Origin of the sequence: Candidatus Sororendozoicomonas aggregata (assembly GCF_031528575.1) — a bacterium.
Lineage (GTDB): Bacteria > Pseudomonadota > Gammaproteobacteria > Pseudomonadales > Endozoicomonadaceae > Endonucleibacter > Endonucleibacter aggregata.
The window spans coordinates 13,972-31,513 of the sequence record NZ_JAVLSP010000040.1 but is presented as its reverse complement, the minus strand read 5'-3'; the positions used below and the strand labels follow the sequence as shown (position 1 = coordinate 31,513).

Below are 17,542 nucleotides of genomic sequence, written 5' to 3'. Positions count from 1 at the left end.
AAACGACATATCGCCGATGGTAGTGTGGGGTTTCCCCATGTGAGAGTAGGTCATCGCCAGGCACTAATTTAAAACACAGCTGATCCCATCCGCGCTTTATCGCCGCGGGCGCTCAGCAGTGAGACGACCTATCGCCGATGGTAGGCAGAAAATTGCTCCTGCATTTTCTGCACTTCCACCCTCCCTTATTAAAACCCCCTGATAGCATAGGCTACCAGGGGGTTTCTATGTCCTGAGTTCGGGATAATAGCTGTTGACAGAAGTGAAGCACTTTTACGGGAGTAGTACTCTTTAGTGTGGAGAAGATATAAAGGTGCAAACTGTTATGGGAGGCGGGTTGAGGAGTTAATTCTAGGATACTGTCGGACTTAAGGCAATTTCGGCCTGAAATCCAGAGAGAGCGGCCATATTTTCCGATGAATTTGCTTAAATAGGTCAACTATTCGCACAAATCCATCGAAAAACCTGACTCGCTCTACTGAATTTCATGCTCGAAAGTTTAAGCCCGACAGGCTCCTAGCAGAGCATAAGTTTGTCTCTTGTATTTTCTAAAGGCTGTATAATGAAGGCATTTTATAATGCACCAGGAGGTATGCTTATGAACCAGGACTCACTGAAGAAAGCGACAGCAGACGCTGCAATGGAGTATATACTGCCCTCGTTGGAAAAAAATACGGTGATCGGGGTTGGTACTGGCTCGACGGCTAATTATTTTATAGATGCATTGGCTCAGTATAGGAATGATTTTGATGGTTGTGTCGCTAGCTCAGAAGCTTCAACGCAAAGGCTAAAGGCACACAATATTCCTGTCTATGACTTAAACTCTGTGGATAATATCCCGTTTTATATTGATGGTGCTGATGAAGTAAATAGCTCCCTACAGCTTACAAAGGGAGGTGGCGGGGCTCTCACGCGTGAAAAAATTGTTGCTGTGGTGGCTAAGGAGTTTGTTTGTATTGCTGATGAAAGCAAAAAAGTAGCAACTTTAGGAAGCTTTCCACTCCCTGTTGAAGTTATACCTATGGCTAGAAGTCACGTCGGCAGAGAGCTGGTAAATTTGGGGGGAGATCCATCTTATCGTGAGGGAGTAATTACAGATAATGGTAATGTTATTTTGGATGTCTGGAATTTAACAATTACTGACCCAGTGTCTCTTGAACAGGCTATTAATAATATTACCGGTGTTGTAAGTAATGGCCTTTTTGCTCTAAAGCCCGCAGATATATTGTTTTTGGGTGAAAAAACAGGCGTTAGGAAGGTAGTGTCAGAATAGTAATATTTTTGTATCTCTGGGGAAGTGTGTTATCTCAGAGATGCTATTTCAGATTAAAATTTATGTTGCTTTTATTGGAGGACAGCTATAGTTAATGTATTGTTTTTGATGTACAGGAGTTAGGGGTATGAATTCACAAGAAGAAAGGCTGAACGCCAAGGAAGTATTTCTTGTTTATTTGTCAATGACTGGGTTATCCGCCACTTTTCTGGCACTTTTTATTTTTTTGATATAATAATAGTTTTGTCTATTTCAACTGCAATTGTTCTATTACGCTGACAATCCAAATGCCAGTTGTGTGCGGAAACTCTGCTGATTTGACAGCTTTTTCCACAGGTATTGCCGGTTTGTGAGCTGTAAAACCCATCAAACTTTCTAACCCCGTTATGAGCACGGCTACCTAGGAGGCTGACCGAGAATAGCGCCCGTAGCGAGGATGGCAGAAAATTGAGGATAAAAAGTCGGAAATTTTTAGTGAATAGTGGTTCTATTTGCTAAAAATTTCCGACTTTTTAGACCAATTTGCTGCCACCGCAGTAGGGTAGTCTATTCTCGGACAGGCTCCTAGACGGAAGGACAAGGCGAGGAGCTTCAACGCAGGATTTCCGTTCAGGTAGCCAGCGCAATAGGGGATTTAGAAAGTGCGATTGGCATAGCCCATGCCGATTTTTTTAGAGTGACTATACTGCTCGTTGGATTACGGTCAAGTGGTATAGCCATAATGAGCCTTCTCCAGACGAGAGTCTGGTTTAATATAGTTCACCACCATGTTCTGTAAAGTGCAGAAGCTTTAGCCTGAAAGATGTTTGGATAACAATAATCAGAGAAAAAAGCAGTAGGGTGTGGCATTGATAAAGTTTTTTACTCAGTTATTTGTTGCAGTTATTCTTATCCCTTTGCTCATACTGTTGTTGCGAAACCCTTAAAAGAAAATACGGCTCAATTAATTAACTTACCCATTGACTTAAGGCTGGAAATCTTCAAACACCTTTATTCTGGGCTAAAAGTCATTGTGAAGCGGCCTATCTAGTCATTTTTCCTTATTATGTGTGACGTCCAGCCCGCTATGTTCATTAGGGTAGTCAGAAGCGCTACAGGTATTATTTGTTCTAAATAAAATGAAAGTTGAAACGACTTACTAATGAATAGCCCTGTTTTTTCTAATCAGGCTGAGGGTATATCATGGAAGATAAAGCAGAACAAAGTCACCATAGTTGGAGGCATCATTTAGCAACCATACTTTTTTTATGGTTTATGGTTTTGTCACTAGGGCCATTAATGGTGATTGGCCTTGTTGAGTATGAATATGCAAGAAAAAGAATTTTAAATGATCGTTTTGAGCAGTTATCAACAATTAATGTGCTCCTCAGTGAGCAGTTGAATGATTTTTTTGATGAGATTGTGACGAATCTATTTGTCAGGTCTTGGGGGGGGCAGGAATTTATTAATCGACTGGTTGAGAGCCATGAGTTGTCAAACTTGTCAGTGAATGACTATATAAAAAGTCAAGATTATAATCAGTTAACAGGAGAATATGCTGATGAGTTTACAGATTTTGTTGAGCATTATGGTTATTCAGATGTCATTATAGGCGATGCAAAAGGGACTATTTTTTATACTGTTAATGAAAGAAGTGATCTTGGTGAAAATATTTTCACAGGCCCGTTAGCAAGCACCGCTTTTTCCAAGTCGGTAAAAGAAAGCATAACGAGTTATAAACCAAGGTTTACACCCGTTGAAGATTACCTTCAATCTGTCGGTGAACTGGTTAGCTTTTTTATTATGCCCTTAGTTGATGATAGTGAGGAAGTTAGTGGATTTATAGCTGTTCAGGTTTATGCCAGTAATATTCAGGAAATATTTAAACGTCAGGGGGATATCCTTGGGAAAAGCGTGAACTCCTATTTAGTAGGTTCTGATGGGGTTATTGTTTTTGGTACAAGCTATTCACCTGAACTGAAGTTGGCCCTGAGTCCATCAAATCCGTTAATGGCATTATGGTTATCTCATGTTGATCCATCGACAGGTAATTATGTTGAGGATGATGAGCACCTTATGGAATCGAGTGGGCATGACCATGATGAGAACCATCAGGCTAAGTCTCAAAAGAAAATATCACCCTCTAAAAGTTATTCCCATATTAAAAGCTACAAAAATATTGATAGAAAAGATGTCCTGGGTATCTATTACCCGGTAAATGTGGGTGGAACACCCATGGCTATGGTTTCCGAAGTATCTCATAAAGATTCATTTTCACCGGTTTATCAGTTTAGAAACAGAATTTTATTAGTTTCAGGGATTATTTTCATTGCTGTTATCATCTTGGCTATATTTATCACGCGTAAACTGGTGAAACCCATAAAGACGATTACACACTGGGTAAAAAGGGTATCGTCAGGTGATTATGTGCAAGGTACTGTGCTTAGCGGTAATACTGAAATCAGTGAGTTAAGTAAAAACTTTAAGCATATGACCGAGAAGTTGCGCAGTATCAGTAATGAAAATGAACAGCGAAGCTGGATGCAGGAGGGATTGGCAGGGTTAAATGACAGCCTGCGTGGTGATTTGGGTATGTCTGATTTATGTAAAAATATAGTGACTTATCTTTGCCAGTATTTAGAGTTTCAGACAGGGGCCATGTATGTGCTTGGTGAAGATAAAATACTGCATTTAATGGGGTCTTATGCCTGGTCTACCAGAAAGCAGCATGCGAATCAGTTTGCCATTGGGGAGGGTTTGGTAGGACAGGCGGCATTAGAGAAGGCAACGATTGAAATAGTGGATGTTCCACCAGATTATCTGGTGATAGAGTCAGGTCTTGGTAGCTCTACTCCCCATAGTCTTTTAATTATTCCCCTGGTTTATGAAAATGAGCTGAAGGGCGTTTTTGAGTTTGCATTGCTGCATTCAGTAACGGATAAACAATCTGAATTTATGACGCAGTCCATAGAAAGTGTAGCGATATCGATAAACTCCGCTCAATACAGGGCTCGTGTTAATCAGCTACTTGATAAAACAACAAAGCAGTCAGATGTGCTAAAAGAGCAACAAGAAGAGTTAAAGACAATTAATGAAGAGTTGGAAAAGCGGGCAGCAATACTCGAAGAGTCAGAAGAAGAGCTGAAGGTACAAAGTGAGGAGTTACAACGGTCTAATTCAGAGCTTGAAGAAAAAAGCGAACAATTATTGCAGCAAAAAGAACAGATCGAGCAGAAAAATCATGATATAGAAATATCGAAAAAAGCGATTGAAGATAAAGCCAAAGAACTGGAGCAAAGCAGTAAATACAAATCAGAATTTTTGGCAAACATGTCGCATGAGTTAAGGACGCCTTTGAATTCTTTACTTTTACTGTCACAAATGCTGGCAGATAATGACGAAGGAAATTTAAATGATGATCAAATAGAATCAGCAAAGGTTATTTATAATGGTGGCAAGGAATTATTGGATCTTATTAATGATATTTTAGATCTTTCCAAGATTGAGGCTGGCAAAATGAGTGTCAATCTGGAGTATGTGGATATACAAGACTTATGTAGTGGTATTAAAAAGTTGTTCAAGCCATTAGCAGATAATAAAAGCCTTGAATTTACCGTATCAATACTGAAAGGAACGTCAAGTTCTATTCTTTCTGATAGTCAGAGATTGTTGCAAATTATCAAAAACTTTTTATCCAATGCCTTCAAGTTTACCGAGGAAGGGGGCGTTCATATCACCGTTTTTTCAACATCTCGTGAAGGAAAGTACGGGAAGTTACACTATGTTTCTTTTTCCATAAGAGATACAGGAATCGGTATTCCTCAAGACAAGCAGGCGGCAATATTTGAAGCATTTCAGCAGGCGGATGGCTCAACGAGCCGAAAATACGGCGGTACTGGCTTAGGGCTTGCTATTTCAAAAGAGTTTGCCGAGTTACTGGGCGGGTTTATTGAACTTGAGAGCGTTGAAAATGAAGGGACAACGTTCTCTGTATTAGTACCGGAAAATCCAGTACTACCCATAGGGAATGAAGAGGCATTTGCCAGTAGTCATGAACCGGGGGTAGTGGAGAAAACAATAGATAATACGATCGATATTTCTTCAGAGGTGATGCCAAAATCTGTAACAACACCAGAAAAACCTGTGGTTGAGAATAAAACAGGTCAGGTGCCGGGTATTGAGCCTGATAAGCCTTGCTTGTTGCTGATTGAAGACGACCCCAGTTTTATGGATATCCTTAGTAAAATTTCAGAAAAAAACAACTTTCAGTACTTGAATGCGGATACAGGTGAGAAGGGGTTAAGGCTGGCATCTTCCATAAAGCCTGATGCTATCATCCTTGATTTGGGGCTGCCCGATATGGATGGACAGGAAGTGTTGTCAAAGCTACAGGCAAATCAAAGCACTAAAAATATCCCGGTTCATATTATCACAGGCCGTGATCCTGAAACGGTAAAAAGTGAAGGGGTGGTTGGCTATTTAGTCAAGCCTGTATCAATGGCAGACCTTCATGGTGTTTTTGTTACCCTTGAAGATGCCATAAACAGCGATATTCATCGTGTTTTGGTTTTAGATAGCGATGATAAGGCCAGAGCCTATGTAAGCAATATATTGAAGAAAAAAGGGATTGATGTGTGTATGTGTGAGACTCCGACAGAGGCCAGCGAAATGCTGATGGAAAAGCGTTGGCAGTGCCTGGTGATGGATTATGACCCGGAGGGAGGTAGAGATTTAGCGTTTTTGAAAAATACGCAGGAGCAGCTCGGGAGTGATATGCCGTTTGTGATTATTTACACGGCAAAAGAGTTGTCAGAGGCTGAATATAAGGAATTGCAACAATACACCAGTACGATGGTGATGAAAGGAGCAATGGCAAGCGACAGGGTTACGAATGAAGTCAACTTGTTTTTGCATTCTTTACAGAGGACGGGTCGTGATAAAGACGACGAGGTTAACGGGGGGTTGGCCGACAGAGAAAATAGAAGTCTGGAAGGACATAAATTGTTGCTGGTCGACGATGACCTAAGAAATACGTTTGCGTTATCGAAGGCTCTTCAGGGGTTTGGCATGGAAGTGGTTATGGCGGATAACGGGAAGGTTGCGCTCGAGAAACTTTCTGATGAAGGTGATATTGAATTGGTACTTATGGATATCATGATGCCCGTCATGGATGGTTATGAAGCAATGAAGGAAATCAGAAGAACGCCTGCCTATAACGGTATTCCTGTGATTGCGTTGACAGCAAAAGCAATGGCAGAGGATCGTGGTAAGTGTATTGATGCTGGCGCTAATGATTATATGACCAAACCAATAGATATGGACAAGCTTGTTGCCATGTTAAAGGTATGGTTGTTGAAATGAATGAGGCTGACAAGGAAAACCTGGAGCTTTCCTTATTGCTTAAAGCAATAGAGAAATGCTATGGCTATGACTTTCATAATTATGCAAAAGCTTCTTTGTTGCGCCGGGTAAAGCGCTACCTGTCACTGCATGACAGAGAAAATATTAGCGATTTGATTCCTCTGTTTTTACACAGTGACAAGGCGTTTGGCCGGTTTGTTCAGCAGTTGTCTGTCCCGGTAACAGAAATGTTTCGTGACCCTGATTTTTTTCGTGTGTTGCGATCACAGGTATTGCCCATTTTGAAAACCTATCCCTTTATTAAAGTGTGGCACGCCGGGTGTGCAACAGGTCAGGAAGTTTATTCAATGGCGATTCTTCTGGAAGAAGAAGGTTTGTTGAGCCGGTGTCGTATCTATGCAACAGATTTCAATGATAAAGCACTGGGTATTGCCAAGCAGGGGATTTACCCGTCACGTAACCTGGCCCTTTATGAGTCTAATTATAAAGATTCGGGTGGAAAATTTTCATTATCAGCCTACTGTCATCAAATGTATGACTCCATCAAAATGGACAAGAGGCTGATAGAAAAAATAACGTTTGCCAATCACAATTTGGTCACCGATGGTGCTTTTGGTGAAATGAACCTGATTTTATGTCGAAACGTTCTTATTTATTTTAACCAAACGCTGCAAGACAGAGTGTTAACATTATTGTCAGACAGTTTATGTCCTTTTGGTGTGTTATGTATTGGCAAACGAGAAAACCTGCGGCTCAGTCCTGTAGCGGAGTATTTGGATATTATTGATCGTTGTCAGCGTATTTACAGGAAAAAAGTGTGAGAGGTGCGGACATAAAAAGGGCTTACGAAGCAATCGTTATAGGTGCTTCCGCAGGAGGCTTGACAGCCATTATGACCGTTATAAAGGAGCTATCTGAAACCTTTCCTCTACCCATATTAGTTGCAAAGCACATAGCAGCGGCTGACGGAGGAGGAGCGGCAAAAGTACTCAATAAAGTCACACCCATGCCTGTTTTTGAGGCTATGGATAAACAGCCCATAAACCCTGGCTCGGTCTATCTGGCACCGGCTAACTATCATATGCTGACAGAAAATAAAGCGTTGGTTTGTTTAAACTGCGATGAACGTGTTTGCCATGCAAGACCCTCAATTGATGTGCTTTTTCGATCGGCTGCCAGTGTATTTGGTGACAGGTTAATTGCGATTATTCTCACTGGGGCAAACCATGACGGTGCTGAAGGAGTCAGGGCTGTAAAACGGTTAGGTGGGTTAACTATCGCCCAGAGTCCGGCTTCAGCAGAGTCCGTAGTAATGCCCAATGCAGCCATTGCTACAGGGTCTGTTGATCGGGTGTTACCCCTTGATGAGATCAGTGCATTTATTAATGAGCTAACTACTAACTAGGCTTATAAACAGGAACTGTCATGGATGATACTAGCAAGGCTAAAATTCTGGTGGTAGATGACCGGCCCGAGAATCTACTGGCCATGGACAAACTCCTGCGACCCTTAGGGGCAACGATTCACAAGGTCAGCTCCGGGGAAGAAGCGCTGTCAGAAGTGTTGAGGTATCGGTTTGCGCTGATTCTTTTAGATGTGCAAATGCCTGGGATGGATGGTTTTGAAACAGCAACACTGTTGCGCAGTAATAAGCAGACCGCGCGAATCCCCATCATTTTTGTTACCGCTATCAATAAAGACCAAAATTATATCTGCAAAGGTTATGAGGCTGGCGCTGTCGATTACTTACCCAAGCCAATAAATCCTGATATTTTGTTGGGCAAGGTCAAGGTATTTTTAACGCTGGAACACCAACGCCAAGAGTTGGAAGAGGTCTCAAGGCAGTTGCGCTGGATCAGTACTAAAAACCAGTTGCTGCTTGATTCAGCCAGTGAAGGGATTATGGGGCTGGACACATCAGGGCACATTACCTTTTGTAATCCGGCCGCCTGTGAGTTAATGGGGGGCTCAGAAATGAGTATTACCGGTGAGCATATCAGCCAGTTTATTTTTGAAGGTGACAAAGCAACTTGTCTGAACAAGTGGGAACCCTCGGAGCTGAATGAAAAGTGCATGAAGCAGGGAGAAAGTGTTCAGCACGCAGGCACCTTGTGGAAGCAGGAGGAGGGTAGCTTTCCTGTGGAATACAGTTTAGCGCCACTGCTTAATGACAAGCGGCAGGTGAAAGGAGCCGTTTTTATTTTTAAGGATATTACTACCCGGAAAGAGCTTGAAGACAAGCTGATGAAAATGGCGAAATATGACAGTTTGACCGGGCTGGCTAACCGGGTGCTGTTTAAGGAGTTTCTTCATGCCTCTATGGCACGCAGTGAGCGCAGAGAAAAACATACGGCTGTGATGTTTTTGGATCTTGATCACTTTAAAGCTATTAATGACACACTAGGCCATGATGCGGGCGATGAGCTGTTAATTGAAGTAGCAAAACGTTTACAGACGTGTATTCGAGAAGGAGACATGGTAGCCAGACTTGGGGGTGATGAGTTTTCAGTGATTCTTGATGATGTGAAACAACCCGAAGATGCCCGTATTGTCGCGGAGAAAATTCTTAAAGCGATGCTAAGACCCCATGTACTGGCAGGTGAAGAACGTAATGTTGGTACCAGTATTGGCATAGCGGCCTACCCGGATGATGGAGATAGTGGTGATGCCGTAATAAAGGCGGCTGATGAAGCCATGTATTTTGTGAAGAAAGAAGGTCGCAATGGCTACAAGTTTTATGCAGACCTTGCCAATGCTGATGATAAACCACGGTTTGCTGCCGTTAAATCCGTGGGCACTATTACTACCCAGAAAGGACTGCGTCGACCTTCCTCTCCAGAGCAGTAATATCAAGTCCTTTCAACATTGGTAGAGACTTCGGCACGAATTTTATTTTCTGGTTGTCTCTACTAACATACGTTTATGAATCACATTAATTGTTAATGGGAATGGATGAGCAATGGTCGTTTGTTGGGAACAAGAAAAATCAGTGCTGGCTTTGGTATGCATGGGAGTCCCGTCTCAAACGATTAAGGCTTTTCAACACGTCTTCAATCCGAAGATGCAAGCAAGATTCCTCCGCTTCAGGGAACGAGGGGTAAAAGCACAACGAGCAACCGGGAACTGGATGATGAACTCTGGTTGAATCCATAGGTCGGTCTTCGGGCGACTAAGTCAGGCCGCGTGAGTTAAGGCGATAGCTATGTTGACACAAACTATTTCTTTTGGTGCTGAGTACGTCCCGGGTCTGTCATGGGAATCAAATACGCCAGGACACGTTCTGGAGAGACTTGAAACGTTAGTAACAATAAAGTGGCTCGCTGTCACGCACAAATACGTTGGGACTGCAAAAAGACCTACCAGTGCTCTCCCCCCCCTCAGAATGAAGCTTATTGTTGCCAAAATTCCCATAATGTTACACCCAGATAATCCGTTCTATGATATTCCAATAGCACTGCCTGAATTAAACAAAGAAAGCACCGATAGCCCCCTTGGTTTTTTCTCAGTAGAGCCAATAAAAACATTGGCGGTTTATTCCATGATGGGTCTCAGAGCACCAAGCAATATGTGGTCTAATTTACCCGGGTTTTCTTATAGGACTTTTTTAAAAATTAATGGGTCTGGGCATGGGCATATATTCAGAGTCAAATCAAAGTTTTGTTCTTCTGTCCGTGTCTTCGGAAGCTATGAACCGCCGGGAGTAAAAGGTGTCTTATATCTATTTTTCCCAACATTAGGGGAGTATTTCTCTACCGATGTTGATTTTTATAGAAATGGATTCGATCGCATAGAGCATGCTGCGATTGGAAAGAATATCAGTAGTTATCGCTTTTCATGTGATATCAGGAGGTTTGTATTTGAATGATTATCTAGGAGCCTGTCGGACTTAAGACAATTTCGTCCTAAAATCCAGAAAGTGCGGCCAGAATTTCCGATCAATTTGCTTAAATAGGTTAACTATTCGCATAAATTGATCGAAAATTCTGGCTCGCCCTACTGAATTTTATGATCGAAAGCATAAGTCCGACAGGCTCCTGGCGGGTAGTGGGTCAGATGAGTGCTTTTGCAGGAATATCAGGTTATACGCAAGTCTGCTTAACCCCGGCCAATACCCTTGAATGTCCCAACATAGAACGTATTCTGGAAACCGGGTGAACGTATCTATCTCGCCACAGGTTTCACATCAAGCCTCTTACCCCCAGCCCCTTGACTTACGACTCAGTGAGGATAGTGACCACCTTTTAGAGGCTGTCGCGAAACGCTGAAATACACCCCGCACCGTCATCCTGTACAGGGAATGTACAGGAACCATGCGTCAGGGAGGGCAGTCTACCCCTTGGTATCATGCGGGTTGAGCGCTTCACCTCCCTGTGAGATAGATCCCGTATATTCCCTATACGGGATGACGCCGGAACGCATTGAGGCTTTTGCGACACCCTTTTTAAGAGGGGGGGCCGGCTAAAACCAACTCATCCCCCTCAATTCAGGTCAGGCTGAAAATCCTGGCAGACTTCGTCAATATCTCAAAACACTGCTTAACTGGGCATAGAGATTTCAGGCATGGGGATACCTGCCGGTTTTTTTCATTTTTGTCGCCCCGGCATGATTTGTCCTGCGTTTTCTGTCAAAGTGATGAAAATAGTCTTAAGTGATTGGAGTGGTGGATGCACGTACATATTCTGGGGATATGTGGGACGTTTATGGGGAGCCTGGCGATTCTGGCACGAGAGCAAGGCTTTACTGTGACCGGCTCAGACCAAAAAGTATATCCTCCTATGAGCACGCAACTGGAGGCTCAGGGCATAGGTTTAATGGAAGGTTATGATCCAAAGCACCTGAGTCCTGAGCCAGATCTGGTGGTTATAGGAAATGCCATGAGTCGTGGCAATACCGCCGTTGAGTACGTCCTGAATAAAGGGCTGCCCTATACCTCAGGCCCTGAGTTTTTTGCACGACATATTTTGAACAATAAATGGGTGCTGGCTGTGGCTGGAACCCATGGAAAAACCACAACCAGCAGTATGCTGGCCTGGATACTTGAGTACGCGGGTCTGAAGCCGGGTTTTTTGATTGGTGGTGTTCCCGGTAATTTCAATATCTCTGCACGAAAGGGCGATACACCGTTTTTTGTGGTAGAGGCTGACGAGTACGATACGGCATTTTTTGATAAGCGGTCTAAATTTGTGCATTACCATCCGCGCACGTTGGTCATTCATAACCTTGAGTTTGATCATGCGGATATTTTTGACAGCCTCGCTGCGATTCAGAAGCAGTTCCATCACCTGGTGCGGACTGTTCCTTCTAAAGGGCGCATCATTACCCCTGTCGCAAATACTGCCATTGATGAAGTCCTGGGCATGGGCTGCTGGTCTGAGGTGGAATATCTTGGATCACAATGGAAAACGACCCTCAAAGAAGCTGACGGTTCCGCATTCAATATTTGGTGTGATGGTAAGGCATCTGGCACTGTTCAGTGGGGCCATTGTGGCAACCATAATGTGGCAAATGCCCTGGCCGCTATTGCCGCAGCCCGGCATGTGGGCGTATTGCCTCAGACTGCCTGTGAAGCGCTGTGCCAGTTTCAGGGCGTCAAGCGTCGTATGGAGCTGGTGGCTGACGTGAATGGCGTGCATATCTATGATGATTTTGCCCACCATCCAACAGCCATTGCGACGACGCTTCAGGGATTACGCGCCAAAGTAGGCGACAGCCCAATTCGCCTGGTGATTGAGCCGCGCTCGAATACCATGCGCATGGGGGTTCACCAGAAAGCCCTGGCAGAGGCGACACACCTGGCATCAGAGGTGATCTGGTTTCGTCCGCAAGGGCTAAACTGGTCATTGGATGATGTCTGTAAAGCTAACGATGTACCCGCGAAGGTTATGGATTCTACAGAAACAATTATCAATTATTTGCAAACTACCGTTGACTCTGGTGAGCATGTAGTGATTATGAGCAATGGCGGGTTTGAAGGTATTCACCAACGACTGGTTAAGGCTCTGACGACAGCTAACAGGATTGAAATTGTTTAACCTGAATTCAACGGTTGATCGCCTTTAACTTGTTGGGAATCTTATTTCTCATGGGGTAAACGGTGTTCAACTGCTGAAGTCAGGATGAACGCTGGTGGTCTCAGTCTGTTAAAAAAAAAGGGGGGGGAGGAAACCGCATTCTATTCGGCGGAATCCTCTAGACCATCATACCAGGATTTATTTCGCACATCTTTGCACAATTCCTCAAGGCCTATTCGAAATGCATCTGCCCCTACAGTATCATCGATACTTGCAGGGAAACTCTCAATATTTGAGAAAGTCTTCCCTGAGCTTGTTGCGAGGGTTGTTATTTCTGCTTGATGTGATACCCATGTGCTAAAAATACTGCTTCCTCCTGGCCATTGGATATTGGACACTTTTGTGACATTGGTTGGTGTTGTCATAGTGTGAGTAACACAGCTGACAGTACCGACCCCGGAAATTTGCTGTGTGCTTACTTCTACCTGAGCGCCAGGGGTTTCAGGGTGACATTTTTGAATATGTTCCCTGAGTCTATATCTTCGTGCCCTGTATGCTCCGCAGATGTGGCACTTGAAAGGCTTCACTTTAAGATGGGTTTTCTTGTGCCTTGTTAAGGTGTCTTTTCTGGCAAAAAATTTACCACATCTACGACACTGGTTAGGTATTGTTAGCTCTGTGGGGTGTTTCTCTCGTTTGTGTCTGTTAAGTAGAGTTCTTTTGGTATAAGCGCTTTCACATTCATCGCATTGAAAAGGTCTTTCGTAGGTGTGCTGGCCGCGAATGTGGTCGAGCAGCTCGCATTCTTTTCGGAATGACTTACCACATATGCTACAAGTATGCATGAATACTGTTCCTTTCGTTAAAGGCAGTCTTAGTAAAGTATATACCAAGGTTATCCCCATGAAGACAGGAACCCATTGTCGTTATGGTCGTTATGAATTTCTGCCTGCCTTGGCAGTGCGTTCTGTTGGCTTGGGGGGCAGGGAGAGTAGTGACCTTTCATGCACCGTATTGCTATAATCGAAGTCACTACGTGCACAGTGGGATCACGTTGGCTCAGGATTAACGCCTGATTGAACGGGTAAAAACCGTTGCCCTATGGCGCCCCATAGCATGATGCGTCTGAAACTGTATGCTCTTTGCCCCTTGCGGGTAAAAGCATCAGCAGGTACTTTTGGCTGCAAGGGACTCTTCTACAATGATTGAAAATAGATGCCTTTAATGGAAAACTCATCGTCACTATTTCGCTACTGTGTTTTTGCAGTATTGGCAACGCTACTAAGCGGCTGTAGTACCAATGATACCGTCGATACCGTCCAGGACAGCGCGCCCAGTGGGGCAGTGGATGTTTCCTTGATTCCTGATGCAGTGCCTGAAGTCCACAACGGACGCTTTAAGTATACGCCTTATACGCTTAATGGTATTCAATATACGCCTATGGCCTCAGCTAATGGTTATACCGCGGAAGGCACAGCATCCTGGTATGGCACTAAGTTTCATGGCAAGCAAACGGCCAATGGTGAAGTCTATGATATGTATAAGATGACGGCGGCACATAAGACACTGCCTTTGCCTTCGTACGTGAAAGTCACTAATCTCGAAAATGGCCGCTCGGTGGTGTTAAGGGTAAACGACAGGGGGCCTTTTTATGATGACCGTTTGATTGATGTCTCTTATGTGGCCGCTAAAAAACTGGGCTTTGCCAATGACGGAACGGCTGATGTTAAAATTGAGGGTATTGATCCCGTTGCGTTTGCGGCCTCTAAACCCCATAAAGAAACTGATCCTCTGGTCTTTCTCCAGTTAGCTGCATTGAAAAACTTTCACAATGCTCAGAAATTGAGGCGCACTGTGGCAGAAAAACTGATGCTTGGTGACGACAGTATCCGCATCAGCAAAGATGACAAGCAGCAGTATCATCGTGTACGGATAGGTCCGTTGGAAAGCCCACAACAGATGGAAGAATTACTGGAGCAGCTGGCTGAAGCCGATTTTGGTACGCCGTTTGTTGTATACGAGTAGCTTGCAACCAGAGGGTGATAAATCGGATGCGTTGATCACTGATATTTTATAGCCGCAGTTGACAGCCTCCTAGCCCGGATATTTCATAAACTTCCATGAAGATCGCGAAGAACGTTGTGGCTCTAAGCAGTTGTGCGATGGAGCGCCGTATGGTGCGCAAGGTCAACTGAGCATAAATTTCCCAGAGCTGCCTGCAAGGGGCATGCTTATAAAATAGCCAGGCCAGGGAAATCCTTAACCTGAATAACCCAAATTCAGTAATTAAGCGCTGTTTTATCCAGGAGAAATAAGACTCCCGGCAAGTGAAAAGATTAATGGTTGAGTTAAGTCGGATAGTGAAATGCAAGCTTAATGCAAAAAAATGCAAAAAAAGTGTAAAAAAAACGCAAAAAATCTGACGGAATAACAAACCTCCTTGCTCCGCTGGATTTCTTGCTCTTCAATTATAGAGACATTTAATGGGAGTGAAGATCGCAACGTGTGTAACTTAACCACGATCTGTTATTTATAGATATACTTTGACGTTTACTTGATACTAACTTTTAATGCTGGAGGGTATGATAATGGCTACAAGTTATACAAACGATGCTTTAAATAATATTCGAAAATTACCCAAAGATATTATACAATCACTACCCGGTATTATCGTTAATCGTCAAGGCAGCTGTAAAGAATCCTATATGGTTACAGAAGACTTTATAGGTTACGCAGAACATAAAAAAGCTTATCAACTCACTTTTGATGGATTAAATTTAATTAATGATGGCAGGCAAAGTTTGCCATTGCCAGAGCCAACTATACCACCTCATACTGTCTTAAAAGGACAATGGATTGCCAGAATTGATTTTATGACAGAAGATGTTGGTGCAAATATTTTGGGAGGTAATGGCCGCTATACGCTTGCCAATGAAGATGATGATGTTTTAGAAATTAAGATTGCGGATTGTACAGAAAGTAATTTGGCTTGGTACGGTTGCAGCTTTTTAAAAGAACTGGATCTATTATATTTTGATACTACGGGTAATTTACCTATTAGTATCGTTTCCATAGGTCAAGAGTATGTTAATGGCTACTTATTAGATCCACACAAAGGGGGGGGCGAATATTTGGAAGTGCATGACAGACCCCATTTTTATATGCCTCTTAATGAGCACGCTGGTGGTTATCTTATTATAGGTAAATATACTCGGGATAAACAGCGGGTTATTTCTGCTTTTAAAATTCCTTATGGTTATGCGGTAAATGTTGCTCCCTGGTGTATCCATGCTGACTCTCACCTTATTGGTCGTTATATGGTTATTTATTCTATGACTGAATCGTACTCTACTGTGATTGTCCGAAAAAGTACTGGAGAGATAGCCCCTATTCAATTGATAGAATAGTCTGTCATTGTCATTAATTTTTCTCGAATGCTAATGGTCTTTTCTAGCCCGGCTATTTCATAAACTCCCTTAGAGCCGCAAGGAGCAAGCAAGGCCAGGAGCATGTTTATGAAATAGCCGGGCTAGCTACCCTGATGAGCATGGTAAGCTGTCTCAGAACAAGAACAGTAGAAAGTAAGAGTAAAATCTGCTATTGCCAGGTGTTTTAGCGCAGGATTAGCGTTCAGATTATCAGCGCAATAGGCGGGTTAGAAAAGACGACTCTGCGACTGGGTGAAATAGGGGGACTATTTTGGGTTTATCCTTTAAAAGGGAAGGGACGTCATTATGGAAATCGTGCCTGAATGCTGCCAGTAGACATGAGTATCCAAATACTTTTTTAGTCGTAAAGGTGTAGTATTGCGTGCATCAAGGGCGAGATGGGTTGGGCATAATTGCTCGCCAAGTGCTGTTTGGTAAGCGGCTATGGCAAACCCTGAACAAAATGCCCCTCTGTCAAAGGAGGATGAGAACTGGGTGAATTCCACAGGGGGATAGTAACAGCAATCGCTACACAGGTGCCTGACAAAAGAGCGGGCTCCTCTGCCATAACTGGAGGAACGAAAGCTAGCCTGTGCCAGTGCGAAGCTATTGTAAATGCCTCTGGTGCGCAACACTGTGCTGTTGCCGCTTCTGGATGGTTTCTGTTTCCATGCGCTGTGAATCAACCAGTTATAGACAGTATTGGCAGCCTTGTCCGCAAGAGCGGGATCAGAAGGTCTGATAGAATGAAAGACTGTGTCAGCTAACCTGTCTTCACTTATATAGTTTAACAAGATACCGGAATCATTCAGGTGTATAACCTTTGGTGTGGGTGTTCCATAGTTCTGTACGATAGCCACATGTCCGGCAGGCTGAATGTCTTTTCCAACACGGTGGATGTCATAAAACAATAAGTCCCTTCTTTTTAGGTCTGTGAACTCCATAGTCAAATCTCTTATAGAAATTGCGTAAAACAATGTACTTCCGGCGCTCGGTATAAGGGACGCTTGAAGAGCAAGCCCTTTATGGTATTCTCTTTCCATCGCGCGTTTTCATTCAGCGATTATGCTTCCAGACAGAAAAAATAAAAATACCCTCGTTGTTTGTGGTATTTCTTAACACCCTAAAAAAGTAGAATAGGTAGTCAAATAAGGTGTAACAAGCTCCTTGCCAAGGCCGTACAAGGTATGATGTTGCCTGATAGGAGGAGTCTCTGTCTTCTGAGGCTGTCGCAAAAGTAGCGAGCAACGCTGAAATAAGGCGAAAAGTACCGAAAAAGTACCGAAAAAGTACCGAAAAAGTACCGAAAAAGTACCGAAGAAAAACGGAGTTTTGAGACTAACTCCGCATCTTAGTTACTTGTCAACTTCGTATCAGCGAAGCGCGATACTTTTGCGATTGCTCCTTCTCGTGGGGGAGGATGTCCAGGGGAATGAAACTGGTCAAGAACACTACTACATTGTAAGTTTTGCGACATCTTGTCTAAAGGC

General features: G+C 43.4%; 13 protein-coding genes and 1 pseudogene. 11 read left to right on the top strand and 3 right to left on the bottom strand.

What is annotated here, in order from left to right:
- Positions 1–598 precede the first annotated feature (598 nt).
- The 8 genes and pseudogenes from rpiA (at position 599) to mpl (ending at position 12,645) form a co-directional block, all read left to right on the top strand.
- Positions 599–1,273: a ribose-5-phosphate isomerase RpiA gene (gene rpiA / locus V4C51_RS09400; RefSeq protein ID WP_330925899.1), complete on the top strand. Its 675-nt coding sequence runs from the start codon at positions 599–601 to the stop codon at positions 1,271–1,273.
- A gap of 1,182 nt (positions 1,274–2,455) precedes the next feature.
- On the top strand, positions 2,456–6,613 hold the full coding sequence (locus V4C51_RS09395; RefSeq protein WP_330925898.1) for a response regulator: 4,158 nt from the start codon (positions 2,456–2,458) through the stop codon (positions 6,611–6,613).
- Positions 6,598–7,434, top strand: a complete 837-nt coding sequence (locus V4C51_RS09390; RefSeq protein ID WP_330925897.1) for a CheR family methyltransferase — start codon at positions 6,598–6,600, stop codon at positions 7,432–7,434. Before V4C51_RS09395 ends, V4C51_RS09390 begins: the two co-directional genes overlap by 16 nt.
- Complete coding sequence (locus V4C51_RS09385) at positions 7,431–8,018, top strand: chemotaxis protein CheB (RefSeq protein ID WP_330925896.1); 588 nt, start codon at positions 7,431–7,433, stop codon at positions 8,016–8,018. The genes V4C51_RS09390 and V4C51_RS09385 overlap by 4 nt, the downstream gene beginning before the upstream one ends.
- A gap of 20 nt (positions 8,019–8,038) precedes the next feature.
- Positions 8,039–9,460 carry a diguanylate cyclase domain-containing protein gene (locus V4C51_RS09380; protein ID WP_330925895.1) on the top strand — a complete coding sequence of 474 codons (1,422 nt, stop codon included), beginning with the start codon at positions 8,039–8,041 and terminating at the stop codon, positions 9,458–9,460.
- 104 nt (positions 9,461–9,564) lie between these two features.
- Positions 9,565–9,645, top strand: a pseudogene (locus V4C51_RS09375) (IS1 family transposase); the annotation flags it as partial.
- A gap of 170 nt (positions 9,646–9,815) precedes the next feature.
- Entirely contained in the window at positions 9,816–10,478 is a 663-nt protein-coding gene (locus V4C51_RS09370) for a hypothetical protein (RefSeq protein ID WP_330925894.1), read from the top strand.
- Between the two features lie 799 nt (positions 10,479–11,277).
- Complete coding sequence (gene mpl, locus V4C51_RS09365) at positions 11,278–12,645, top strand: UDP-N-acetylmuramate:L-alanyl-gamma-D-glutamyl-meso-diaminopimelate ligase (RefSeq protein ID WP_330925893.1); 1,368 nt, start codon at positions 11,278–11,280, stop codon at positions 12,643–12,645.
- Positions 12,646–12,785: 140 nt separating this feature from the next.
- On the opposite strand, the gene V4C51_RS09360 is transcribed toward mpl, so the two are convergent.
- On the bottom strand, positions 12,786–13,049 hold the full coding sequence (locus V4C51_RS09360) for a hypothetical protein (protein WP_330925892.1): 264 nt from the start codon (positions 13,047–13,049) through the stop codon (positions 12,786–12,788).
- 403 nt (positions 13,050–13,452) lie between these two features.
- Between V4C51_RS09360 and V4C51_RS09355 the strand changes: the two genes are divergently transcribed.
- Entirely contained in the window at positions 13,453–13,647 is a 195-nt protein-coding gene (locus tag V4C51_RS09355) for a hypothetical protein (RefSeq protein ID WP_330925891.1), read from the top strand.
- A 26-nt stretch (positions 13,648–13,673) separates the two neighbouring features.
- Here V4C51_RS09355 and V4C51_RS09350 read toward each other — a convergent pair whose 3' ends face one another.
- Positions 13,674–13,811: a hypothetical protein gene (locus tag V4C51_RS09350; RefSeq protein ID WP_330925890.1), complete on the bottom strand. Its 138-nt coding sequence runs from the start codon at positions 13,809–13,811 to the stop codon at positions 13,674–13,676.
- 37 nt (positions 13,812–13,848) lie between these two features.
- Here V4C51_RS09350 and V4C51_RS09345 point away from each other — a divergent pair, with 37 nt between their 5' ends.
- Both V4C51_RS09345 and V4C51_RS09340 read left to right on the top strand, forming a co-directional pair.
- On the top strand, positions 13,849–14,649 hold the full coding sequence (locus tag V4C51_RS09345; RefSeq protein ID WP_330925889.1) for a septal ring lytic transglycosylase RlpA family protein: 801 nt from the start codon (positions 13,849–13,851) through the stop codon (positions 14,647–14,649).
- 563 nt (positions 14,650–15,212) lie between these two features.
- Positions 15,213–16,031: a hypothetical protein gene (locus V4C51_RS09340; RefSeq protein WP_330925888.1), complete on the top strand. Its 819-nt coding sequence runs from the start codon at positions 15,213–15,215 to the stop codon at positions 16,029–16,031.
- A 305-nt stretch (positions 16,032–16,336) separates the two neighbouring features.
- Here the strand turns inward: V4C51_RS09340 and V4C51_RS09335 are convergent, their stop codons facing one another.
- Positions 16,337–16,996, bottom strand: coding sequence for a hypothetical protein (locus V4C51_RS09335; protein ID WP_330925887.1), 660 nt, complete (start codon positions 16,994–16,996; stop codon positions 16,337–16,339).
- Between the last annotated feature and the right edge of the window lie 546 nt (positions 16,997–17,542).